General features: G+C 68.1%; 6 protein-coding genes. All 6 read right to left on the bottom strand.

Annotated elements, in window-relative coordinates:
* Positions 1–219: 219 nt before the first annotated feature.
* Complete coding sequence (gene sppA / locus VD972_RS18840) at positions 220–2,703, bottom strand: signal peptide peptidase SppA (protein WP_324988915.1); 2,484 nt, start codon at positions 2,701–2,703, stop codon at positions 220–222.
* A 51-nt stretch (positions 2,704–2,754) separates the two neighbouring features.
* Positions 2,755–3,960, bottom strand: coding sequence for a PEGA domain-containing protein (locus VD972_RS18835; RefSeq protein WP_324988913.1), 1,206 nt, complete (start codon positions 3,958–3,960; stop codon positions 2,755–2,757).
* A 52-nt stretch (positions 3,961–4,012) separates the two neighbouring features.
* Complete coding sequence (locus VD972_RS18830; protein ID WP_324988911.1) at positions 4,013–5,434, bottom strand: PEGA domain-containing protein; 1,422 nt, start codon at positions 5,432–5,434, stop codon at positions 4,013–4,015.
* Between the two features lie 69 nt (positions 5,435–5,503).
* Positions 5,504–7,435, bottom strand: a complete 1,932-nt coding sequence (locus VD972_RS18825; protein ID WP_324988909.1) for a DNA topoisomerase IV subunit B — start codon at positions 7,433–7,435, stop codon at positions 5,504–5,506.
* A 12-nt stretch (positions 7,436–7,447) separates the two neighbouring features.
* Positions 7,448–9,832 carry a DNA topoisomerase IV subunit A gene (locus tag VD972_RS18820; RefSeq protein WP_324988907.1) on the bottom strand — a complete coding sequence of 795 codons (2,385 nt, stop codon included), beginning with the start codon at positions 9,830–9,832 and terminating at the stop codon, positions 7,448–7,450.
* 305 nt (positions 9,833–10,137) lie between these two features.
* Positions 10,138–10,914, bottom strand: coding sequence for a hypothetical protein (locus VD972_RS18815; RefSeq protein WP_324988905.1), 777 nt, complete (start codon positions 10,912–10,914; stop codon positions 10,138–10,140).
* Positions 10,915–11,127: the final 213 nt, after the last annotated feature.

Genomic DNA, 11,127 nt, shown 5'->3' with positions numbered 1-11,127 from the left:
TGTGGGACAGGGAGCCAGACGCGGGGTCCTCGTGGCTGCCTGCGCTCCATGCGCGGGGTCCGCGATGACCGAAACCGCCGGTCCCTGAAACCCTCCGGCGGCCCGAGAGCCGGCCAGAGGGCAACACTCACATTAGCAGAGACCCGTGAGAGGGCTGGAGAATTTCGCACCCTCTGTCCGGCGGGAGACTCAGGCTCAGACTCAGACTCAGACTCAGACTCACTCTATGGTCAGGGAGAAGGGCAGGGCCGCCTTCAGCCCCGGCTCCAGCCACCCCGAGGTGAGCCCTGTCTGCTTCAGGATCGCCTGCATGCCCGGAGGCAGGACAGGCTGGGAGGGAGGGAGCAGCCGGGTCATCACGCTCGGCTCCCCTCCCAGCGAGGAGAACAGGCCTCGCGCTTCCCCAAACACCTTGAGGTCCATCTCTTCCGAGTCATCCACCTTGGCCCGTGCCCGCGCCGCCTCCACCGCCTCCATGAAGCCGCCCATCCGGTCCACCAGCCCGCGCGCATGGGCGTCCTTGCCGGACCACACCCGGCCTCGGGCGATGGCGTCCACCTGCGCCTTCTCCAGCTTCCGGGCCTGGGCCACGTAGGTGATGAAGTCGTCGTAGGTGGAGTCCACCCACGCCTGCACCGCGGCCTGTTCCTCGGGCTTCCAGGAGCGCCACAGGGTGAGCATGTCCGCCAGCGGGGCGCGCGGCAGCGTCTCATCGTTGATGCCCAGCTTGTCCCCCAGCAGGCCCTGCAGCGCGGGCTTCAGGAAGAAGACGCCGATGCTGCCGGTGATCGTGGTGGGGTTGGCGAAGATCTGGTCCGCGCCCATGGCCACGTAGTAGCCGCCCGAGGCCGCCACGTCCCCCATGGAGGCGATGACAGGCTTGTGCTTCTTGGCCTCCAGCACCGCCCGGTACATCAGATCCGAGGCGAGCACGTCCCCGCCGCCCGAGTCCACCCGCAGGACAATGGCCACCACCGAGGGATCCTCCTGCGCGCGCTGGAGCGCCAGCACCACCGTCTCCGCTCCGGCGATGCGCGAGCCGCCCAGCGGATCCTCGCGGCTCTTGCCCCCGGCGATCGTTCCCAGCACGGGGATGATGGCGATGCGGCGGCGGCTGCCCCAGCGCGTCTCCCGCTCGCCGCGCGGCGAGTAGCTCTGCGCGTAGCTCGCCCCAGGCGCCAGGTTCTTCACCTTCTGCTCCAGCTCGCTCTGCTGCTGGATGATGCCGTCCACCAGCCCCAGCTCCAGGGCCTTCCGGGCGGGGACGAGCCCCACCGCCCACACCTCGCGCAGGCGCCCGGCGGGCAGCTTGCGCCCGCGCGTCACCGCCTCCTCGTACCAGGCCACCTCGGTGTCCAGCAGGGCGTTCACCGTCTCCCGCTCCGCCGGGCTCATGTCCCGGCGGGTGAGCTGCTCGGGCGCCGTCTTGTACTCACCCACCCGGGCCACGTCCCAGGTGACGCCCAGCTTCTCCATCGTCCCGCCCAGGCTGACGATGCTCGCCGTCAGCCCGTTGAGCAGCAGCGAGGACGAGGGCAGCACGAAGATCTGATCCGCGGCGGAGGCCACCATGTAGCCCTTGTCATCGCACGAGAGCAGCACCGCCATCACCTTCTTGCCGGTGGCGCGCAGGCGCAGCACGGACTGTCGCAGCTCCTCGGCGCGGCCCCAGTCCATGCCGGGCATGCCCTCCATCTTCAGCACCACGCCGCGCAGCTGCGGATCCTTGGTGGCCAGGTCGAGGAAGTGCATCAGCTCCAGGTACGGATCCGCCTCCGAGGCTCCGAGCAGCGAGAGCGCCAGGCTGGTCCCTCCGGAGAGCCGATCATTGAGATCCAGCAGCGCCACCACGCCCGTGGAGAGGCCCAGCGCGCGGTACCTGTCGCTCGACAGGCGCACCGCCAGCACATGGTCCAGCCCCCGCTCGGTGCCGCCGGCCGCGTAGGTGACGCCGAAGTGCGAGGTGTCCAGCGTGGCGCCCAGCTGGAAGGCCAGCTCCTGCCCGCTGCGCACTCCGTGCGAGAGGCCCGCGCCCAGCTTGAGCCCCGGCCACACCTCGGCCTTCAGCGCGTAGGTGAGGCGCCCCTCGTCCAGCCCTCCCGAGCGGAAGTTGTAGTCCACGCCCAGGGTGTAGCGCTCGTCGAAGGGCCGCACGCCAATGCCCACGTCGAAGCTGCGCACGAGCCGGTACTCGCCCTGCTCGGGCTCGTTGATGTCCCGCGCCACCACGCTGTAGGAGAACTCGCGCCAGGGGCGCGCGGACAGGCCAATGTCCCAGCTCGACAGCTTCTCCACGGACTCATCCACCGAGCCGAAGGCGTGGTACGTGGCCCCGAGCGCCAGCGTGTCCGTGCCCAGCGAGAAGCCAAAGGAGGTACGGCGGTAGTCCGGCTCCGTGCGGTTGGCCAGCCACTCCACGCCGAAGCCCAGACCGACTGTCCCGAGCAGGCTGGTGCCAGCGAAGAGGCCATTGCCCACCTGGTCCTGGAACCGGTTGCGCTCGTGCACGAAGAGCAGCTGCGGCCCGTCGACGAAGCTCAGGCTGCCCGGGTTGAGGGAGAGGGCGCTCGCCTCGTCCACGAGCGCCGTGGACTCGGGGGGCAGCGACACCCCGCGCGAGCCCACGAGCGGACGGAGGATGTTGTTGGTCTGGGAGAGGGCAACGGCAGGCAGGAGCAGCAGCGTGAAGGCCAGGAGGCGCATAGGCCCCCCGACTCTAGGCTGCTCCAGCCCCTGGCGGACAAGCGCCGAGCACTACCAGTCTTCAGTACCGTTCACTCCGTCCAGCGGATCGCCGTTCTTCTTCTTCTCCGTCACCGTCCGCCGGCCGCCCTGATCCTCGGCGTTCCACTCCTCCATGCCGTGCCGGTTGTCCAGCGGGTCCGCGGCCTTGGTCTTCTTCTCCCCGCCGCCCAGCCCGTTGTTGACCAGGTAGTTCACCAGGCGGCTCATCTCCGCCTTCTCCATGCCGTACTCGTCGCCCTGGAGCACGAGGCGCCGGCTCGCCAGCTTCTTGCCGTCCCGCAGATCGAAGAAGCCAACGACGAGCTCCGTGCCGTTGGGGCCCAGGTCCTTCACCGTGCCCAGCAGCCCCCGATCGATCGACAGCGCCTTGCCCATGGAGACGGCGGCCTGGCTCGGCGTCGTCTTGACGAGCTCACCGGCCACCTTGTCCAGCTGCGCGTCGTACTTCTTGTAGTTGGTGGTGGGGTTGAGCTCGGCCGTGACTTCCGCGTCGTCCGGCGTCACCTCGATGATCTGCCCGTGCTGCCGGAAGCCGGGGCGGCTGAGCTTCAGCATGTGCTTGCCCACCTGCATGGGGCCCAGCGTCATGGGCGTGTAGCCCTGGAACTCGCCGTCCAGGTAGACGCGCGCGCCCAGCGGCCGGGACTTCACCGTGGCACTGCCACGCAGCGCCGAGCTGCGGCTGGTGGCCACCGAGGCGCGCAGGGCGATGAAGTCCTTGTTGTAGCGCTTGGTGCTCAGCTCGAAGGTGGGGTTGAGCGCCATGAGATCGATGATGTGCAGCTTCGCCTCCTCGGTGTCTCCGCGGAGGTACAGCACGGCGGCGTAGAGGGCCGTGGCCTCGCACAGCTCCGTGCAGGCGCTCATGGCCCCCACGGCGCCCTGCAGCTCCTTGAGGGTGGCGCGCAGCTTGCGCTCCGCGTCCTCGTAGTCGCGGGCCTCGTAGGCGGCCAGGCTCTCCTCGAGCCCCTTGGAGCCGCGCTTGAGCGAGGCCTGCGCCTCGTCATCCGGCGGCATGCCGAACAGCTCCTCGGGCTTCTTCACCGTGAAGCCGGAGAACTGCTCGAGCGCCTCGTTCATGTACGTCTCGAGCTTGACGGTGATGCCCTCAGCCCCTTGGTCCATGGGGATGAGGAGCGCGCTGACCCGCCGCGGCGTAGGAGGGGGCGCGGCGAGGGCAACAACAGGGAGAAGGGCGAGCACCAGGGCTTTCATGGGGAGTCCTCGTTACCGGCCGACGCGAGCCAGCCAGTAGCCATTCAATCCGCTAGAAGCCGAGCCCTGGAAGGCCGGAGATGGGACCCGTGGGGCTTCCCGGTTTCCGATCCTGGGTGGCGTAGAGAATTCCACCTGTCACCACCGCCGCACCGCCTACCACCGCCGCCCAGAACCACGGCTTCTTGAGCATGGGGGGCATGTTCGAGGGCGTGGAGGAGTCCGTCAGCGCCCGGCCCGTGAGGAAGCCGTGCACGCGATCCGCCGCGGCCACGGGGTTGTTCTTCGAGTCCTTCTGGAGCTCGACCTCCACCCCGCGCAGCCGGTTCTTCGTGCGCACGTCCCACACCTGCAGCTCCGCCTCGGCGGGATCCGACTTCTTCTGCTGCACCGCGGCAAGGACGACGTAGCGCACGCCCAGCTTGCCGGCGAGGGTGGCCACGTCCGGGGGCATCGTGTCGGAGTCGAAGCTCCTCTCGGTGGAGGCGCGGGTGGCCGTGGTGATCACCTCGGCCAGGGCGGGCAGCGGCTCGAGCTGGGGCTTCAGCTCGGCATTCTTCTCGGGGGCGACCTGGGGATAGGAGGCGTAGGGCACGTAGCCGGGAAGGGTGATGACCACGGGGTGGCGGCCCGGGTGGACCGGCACGTTCTTGAGCGGCGTGACGCCCAGATCATCGCCGCGCAGCGTCACCCGAGCGCCCGAGGGCTTCGAGTCGATGTCCAGCGTGCCCGGCTTCTGCGCGTTGAACTCCTCCTGGGCGTCCGTGAAGGCCGTCTGCACGTCCGAGCCGAAGAGGACCTGATCGGGCTGGGTGCCCGGCTCGGCGGCCAGGGCGCGGAGGAAGGACGCCTTCGCGCCCACCTTGTCCCCGTTGAGGAGCTGGGAGGCGCCCATGAAGATGAACGTCTTGGCCAGGCGCTGCGGGCTCAGGGCGGCGGGGTGCTTCTCATAGGCCTCCGCCGCGGAGGTGAACTTCCCCGCTGCGGCCTCCGGATCCAGGTTGTCGTAGGCCTCCTTGCCCTGCTCGTAGAGCGTGTCGGCCTCCTGGAGCGAGGGGGGCGGCGGGGCCGGGAACGCCTCGCCGAGATCCACCAGCTGCACGTCCGCCTTGCTGGACAGCAGGCGGGTGAGCTCCGCCTGGAGCCGGATGGCGGCCGGCTCGGCGTTGCTGGTGCGCGGGATGGCGAACACCACCGCGGCGTCGCTGCCCGGCTGTGCCAGGGGAGCCCCCGGCTTCGCGGCGGTCGGCTCGGGGGCCTGGGGCTTCGCGGCGGAAGGCTCGGGCGCCGGCTCCGAGACGGGCTCCGGATCGGCGGCCGGCGTCTCGGGCTTCGGCTCCTCCGAGAGAGGAACGGGCTTGGTGATGGCCGGCTTCTTGGTCTTCGACTTCGACCTGGACCGGCGGGAGGTCTGGGCTTCGGCGCTGATGCCCAGCGCGAGCATCAGGACGAGGAGGAGGCGAGCGGTATACACGGGGGCGGATGCTACCCGACCCGGCCCCCCGGACACCATTCCCCAGCGATCACCCGGGCTTCCCCGGGCTCAGACGTCCAGCTCCTGGACCTCGCCGGCCCGCTCCATGATGAACTTGAAGCGCGCGCTCACATCCTTACCCAACAGGTCATTGATAACCCGGTCCGTCTCCAGGGGGTCGTCGATCGTCACCCGGAGGCTCATGCGCTTCTTGGGATCGAGCGTGGTCATCTTCAGCTCGTCGGCGGTCATCTCGCCCAGCCCCTTGAAGCGCATGATGTTGGGCTTGGCGTTGCCCTTGGTCTTCTCTTTGATGATGCGATCGCGGTCCGGCTCATCCAGCGCCCAGTACGTCTCCTTGCCGATGTCCACGCGGTAGAGCGGGGGCTGGGCAATATGGACGGCGCCGCTCTCAATGAGCGGGCGCAGGTGCCGGTAGAAGAAGGTGAGCAGCAGGGTGGCGATGTGGTGGCCGTCGCTGTCGGCGTCCATGAGCAGGAAGACGCGGCCGTAGCGCAGCTTGGAGATGTCGAAGTCCGTGCCGATGCCGCAGCCCAGGGCGCTGACGATGTCCTGCAGCTCCTTGTTGCCCGCGACTTTATCAGTGGAGGCCTGCTCGGCGTTGAGCACCTTGCCGCGCAGGGGGAGGATGGCCTGGGTCCGCCGGTCCCGGCCCTGCTTGGCGCTCCCACCTGCTGAGTCACCTTCGACGATGAAGAGCTCGCTGGTGCCCGGGTCCGTGGAGGAGCAGTCCGCCAGCTTGCCTGGCAGGTTGAGCCGGTGGCTGACGGCCGTCTTGCGGGTGATCGCCTGGGAGGCGGCGCGGCTGGCCTCGCGCGCGCGGGCGGCGAGGATGATGCGGGCCACCACCGCCTCGGCGATGGTCTTGTTGTCGTTGAGCCACTTCTCCAGCGCCGGGCGCAGCACGCCGTCCACCTGGGCATTCACCTCGGGGTTGTTGAGGCGGCCCTTGGTCTGGCCCTGGAACTGCGGCTCCACCACGTAGACGGAGAGGATGGCCGTCATCCCCTCGCGGATGTCCTCCGCCGTGAGGGTGACGCCCTTGGGCGTCAGATCGTGCGTCTCGATGTAGTTGCGCACCGCCTTCACCACCGCGCCGCGCAGGCCCGCCTCGTGCGTGCCGCCCTGGGCGGTGGGGATGCCGTTGACGTAGGAGCGGATCGTCTCATCCGTCGCCTCCGTCCACACCAGGGCGGCCTCCAGCCGCACCCCGTTGTCGCGCGAGTGGTAGAAGCCGGTGCTCCCGGGCGGCACCACGGGCTTGGCGCGCTCGGCCACCCACTTGGAGAGGTACTCGGCGATGCCGCCGTCGTGCTTGTAGGTGATGTGGGTGTGCGGATGGGCCGTGTTGTCCGCCCAGACGACCGTCATGCCTTTGTGGAGGTAGCTCTTGGCCTCCAGCCGCTCGCGGATGAGCTCCGGGTCGAACTTCTGCTTCTCCCCGAAGATCTCCGGATCCGGCTCGAAGGTGATGGAGGTGCCAGTGCCGCGCACCGGGGCGCCCTCCGCCTTGAGCGGGCTGGTGGCCTTGCCGCGCGCGTACGTCTGCACGTGGCGCTTATGGTCGCGCTTGATCTCCACCACCATCTTGCGCGCCAGGGCGTTCACCACGGAGCTGCCCACGCCGTGCAGACCGCCCGAGTGGATGTAGTTGCCCTGCTCGAACTTGCCGCCCGAGTGCAGCGTGGTGAGGATGACCTCCACCGCCGGCTTCTTGTACTTGGGCATCAGGTCCACGGGGATGCCGCGGCCGTTGTCCACCACGGTCATGGTGCGGCCGTCCTTGTGGAGGGTGACTTCCACGGTGGTCGCGTAGCCGTTGATGACCTCGTCCACCGAGTTGTCGAGGATCTCCCACAGCAGGTGGTGGTAGCCCGTGCTGTCGGTGCCTCCGATGTACATGGCCGGGCGCTTGCGCACCGGCTCCAGGCCCTCGAGGACCTGGATGTCCGCACCTGTGTAGCTGTCCTTCTTCGCCATGGTGTCCCTCGGCTAGTCCTTCTTCTGCTCGGGCAGCGGGATGAAGGTGACGGGCCGGGTGAGCTCCTTCACCGCGTCCTTGCGCGACATCTCGTGGCCCTTGCCGGCGCGGCCCGTCACCTCGTACTTCGCGGGGTGCAGGGACAGCTTGCGGCCCTTCTGCGTCTCGAACTCGATGGCCTTGTCCTTCTGGCCCGGTGGCACCGCGAGGAACTCCACCACGCGATCGCCCTCCTCGACCTTGATGACCATCACGCCCTTGCCCGGCCCCTGCAGCTCGTTCACCTCGTTGGCCTTGCAGACCAGGGCGCTCGTCTTCTCCGTGAGCACCGCCAGCAGATCCTTCTCGCCCACAGGCTGCACGCCGATGATCTCGTCGCCCTCGTGTGTCTTGGCGTAGCGGCGGCCGGAGCGGGTGGAGACCTCGGTGTGGCCCTCCAGTGCGAAGCGCAGGCCCAGGCCGTCCTTGGTGACGGCGATGAGCTTCTCGGTCTTGGCGAGCCGCGAGTCCAGGGACAGCGCGCCGACGATGCGCTCGTTGTCGTCGAACTTGAACAGCTTCTGCACCGGATCGCCGTAGCCGGTGGAGGCCGGCACGTCGTTGAACCGGGTGACGTAGGCGGCGCCCAGGTTGCTGAAGAGCACCAGGTTGGCCTTGAGGCTGCCGGCCAGCACCGTCATCACCGCGTCGCCCTCGCGCAGGCGGGTGGTGGACGGATCCTTGACCTCGCGCACGCGCTTGATCCACCCGTCGCGGGTGAGGATCACATGGGCGTCCTCGTCCGCGATGAAGGCGTCCTCGCTGAACTCCATCTCCTCCGCGCCGGCGCCGCCGATGCGCGTGCGCCGCTTGTCCGCGTAGGCGGCCTTGATCTGGTCCAGCTCGTCCTTGACGGTGCCCCAGATCTTCTTCTTGTCCTTGAGGATGCCCTCGATGCGCTTGATCTCCAGGCGCTTCTGCTTGAGCTCCTCCTGGACGACCAGGATCTCCAGCCGGGCCAGCTTGTAGAGCTTCAGCTCCAGGATGGCCTCGACCTGGGGCTCGTCCAGCTTGAAGCGGTTCATCAGCTTCTTGGCCGCGTCCTGCTTTCCATCGGAGGCGCGGATGATGCGGATCATCTCATCGAGCGCGTCGTAGACCTTCTCGAAGCCCTCGAGGATGTGGACGCGCTTCTGCAGCTCGCTCAGCTCGTGCTGGAAGCGCTTGGTGACGACCTCGAAGCGGAAGTCCAGGAAGTACTGGAGGATGCGCTTCAGATCCAGCCGCTGGGGCGCGCCCACCTCCGGGTTCTCGGTGGGCACCAGGCAGGTGAGGTTCACGCCGAAGGTCGTCTGCAGCGGCGTGTGCTTGTAGATGTACGCCATCGCCAGCTCGGGGCTGGCGTCCTTCTTGAGCTCCAGGACGATGCGCACCTCCTTGGTGGACTCGTCGCGCACGTCCAGGAGCAGCGGCAGCTTCCGCTCGCGCACCAGGTCGCCGATCTTGGCCACCAGGGTGCTCTTGTTCACCGTGTAGGGAATGGAGGTGATGATGATCTGCTGCCCGCCGCGCTTGAGCTCCTCGAGCTCGTACTCGCCGCGGATGCGGACGCTGCCCTGACCCGACTCGTAGATCTCCCGCAGCTCCTGCTTGCTGTTGAGGATCTGCCCACCGGTGGGGAAGTCCGGGCCCTTGATGAACTTCATCAAGTCGCGCACCGTGGCGTCCTTGTCCTGGATGAGCATCACCAGCGCGTCACACAGCTCGCCCAGGTGGTGCGGCGGGATGTTGGTGGCCATGCCCACCGCGATGCCGGTGGTGCCGTTCATCAACAGCTGCGGCACGCGGGCGGGGACGACGATGGGCTCGAAGAGGGTGCCGTCGTAGTTGGGGCGGAAGCCCACCGTCTTCTTGCCCAGCTCGCCCAGCAGCTCGCTGGCGATGCCCGCCATGCGGCACTCGGTGTAGCGCATGGCCGCCGCGAAGTCGCCGTCCAGTGAGCCGAAGTTGCCGTGGCCGTCCACCAGCGGGTAGCGCAGCGAGAAGTCCTGCGCCATGCGCACCAGCGCGTCGTAGATCGCCGTGTCGCCGTGCGGGTGGTACTGGCCCATGATGGTGCCCACCACCTTGGCGGACTTCTGGTACTTGGCGTCCTGGGTGAGCCGGTGGTCGTGGTACATCCCATAGAGGATGCGGCGCTGCACGGGCTTGAGGCCGTCGCGCACGTCCGGCAGGGCGCGCGCGGTGATGACCGACAGGGCGTAGTTGAGGTAGCGCCGGCGGGCCTCCTCGGCGAGCGGCGCCTCGATGGAGTTGCCACCCCCACCACCGCTGCCGGACTCGGCCGTGCCGCCGCCGCCTCCGTTGCCCGAGGCGCCCTGCTTCTTGCGTGTCTTGGTGTCGGCTTGTGCGAGCATGCTCATGTGTTCAGGCAAAGGGACATCCGTTCCCCGAACGCGGCGCGCGCCCTGCGCAGTCCGGTCCCGGACACGGTGTGTGTCTGGCGGCCCGCCTACCATGGCCCACTAACAAAGGGAACGAATTCGAGGGTTTGCGACCCCTCGTGATCGCAGAGCCTATACATTCGTTCAGTGTTTTTTGCCACGGAAAGGTGCTCCCCAAGCGGGGAAATCACGGAACAGCCTGCCTGCCTGCCCAGTGACTGATCGGGACAGCTCGTGTAGGAAAAGTGCGACCAGGTGTGTGTGAAAGGGCCTGGTCGCTAGCGGTAGATCCCTTGGGAGCCGCGGTTGACGGTGCCTGGCATCCCTTGGGAGCCGGAGTTCACAGGGCGTGGCATCCCCTGGGAGCCGGGGTTGGGAGTGGCCGGGCGATTGCCCGCCTCCTTGGCCTTGCCCCAGCCTTTGTTGGAGCCGCCGCGGAAGATGCGGACGTTGGAGCTCGAGCCCCCGCTGAGCATGCCGGCGATGGTGGCCTGGAGGGGCTTGGCGGTGGGCGGGTGGTAGACGACGCGGATCTTGCGCGCGGAGGGCAGGGTGGGGCCGGTGGCGTCGACGAGCAGGTAGAGGGTGTTCTCGTCGATCTGGACGCGCTCGGGATCCTGGTGGTTGTTGAGATCGGCGAGCGCGTCGCCGTCGTCTATGGACTTGGACTCGGCGGTGAGCTGGCGCACCTTGACGCGCAGCACCGCGACGGAGCTGGCGCCCTTGTACTCGCGGGCGCCCTGGATGATGACGACCATGTCCGCGCCGGTCTCCGGCTGCTTGCCGAGTTGGAGGCCCGTGGTGGCGTTGTGATCGGTGTCCAGGAAGAGGGTGGCGTTGGCGCACCGGGTCTTACAGGAGTCGCCCCAAGGCTCCTTGTCGAAGCGCAGGCGCATGGCGAAGTCGCTGCCCTGGGGGCCGATGGTGGCGTCAACGATGAGGGGGCGCTGGTCCTCTTCCTTCGGCGGGTTATAGCGGAAGGTGGAGCGAGGGGGCGCGGCAGCGCTCGTGGTGGCAATCAGGGTGCAGGCGAGCGTCAGCAGCGATCTCTTCAAGTGAGGCCTCCAGGGGTAGGCGGGACAGGACTGCTAACAGCGAGGCGGATTAGACCTCAATGCATCATTATCGAGGAGTGAAGACCCGGGGTGCCTGAAGTCTGCCCGGTGGGAAGGGAGGCAGCCGATGGAGACACCGTACATCCACCAGCTCAAGCTCGGGCCGATAGACAACTTCGTGTACCTGGTGGGGGTCGAGGGGGCACCCGAGGT

Origin of the sequence: Hyalangium sp., assembly GCF_035629615.1 — a bacterium.
Lineage (GTDB): Bacteria > Myxococcota > Myxococcia > Myxococcales > Myxococcaceae > Hyalangium.
Note: the sequence above shows the minus strand (reverse complement) of the source record. Positions and strands in the feature narration are given on the sequence as shown.

Coding starts and splice junctions, on each gene's coding strand:
- VD972_RS18835 (WP_324988913.1), bottom strand. CDS start 3,960: ATGAAAGCCCTGGTGCTCGCCCTTCTCCCTGTTGTTGCCCTCGCCGCG.
- sppA (WP_324988915.1), bottom strand. CDS start 2,703: ATGCGCCTCCTGGCCTTCACGCTGCTGCTCCTGCCTGCCGTTGCCCTC.
- VD972_RS18820 (WP_324988907.1), bottom strand. CDS start 9,832: ATGCTCGCACAAGCCGACACCAAGACACGCAAGAAGCAGGGCGCCTCG.
- VD972_RS18825 (WP_324988909.1), bottom strand. CDS start 7,435: ATGGCGAAGAAGGACAGCTACACAGGTGCGGACATCCAGGTCCTCGAG.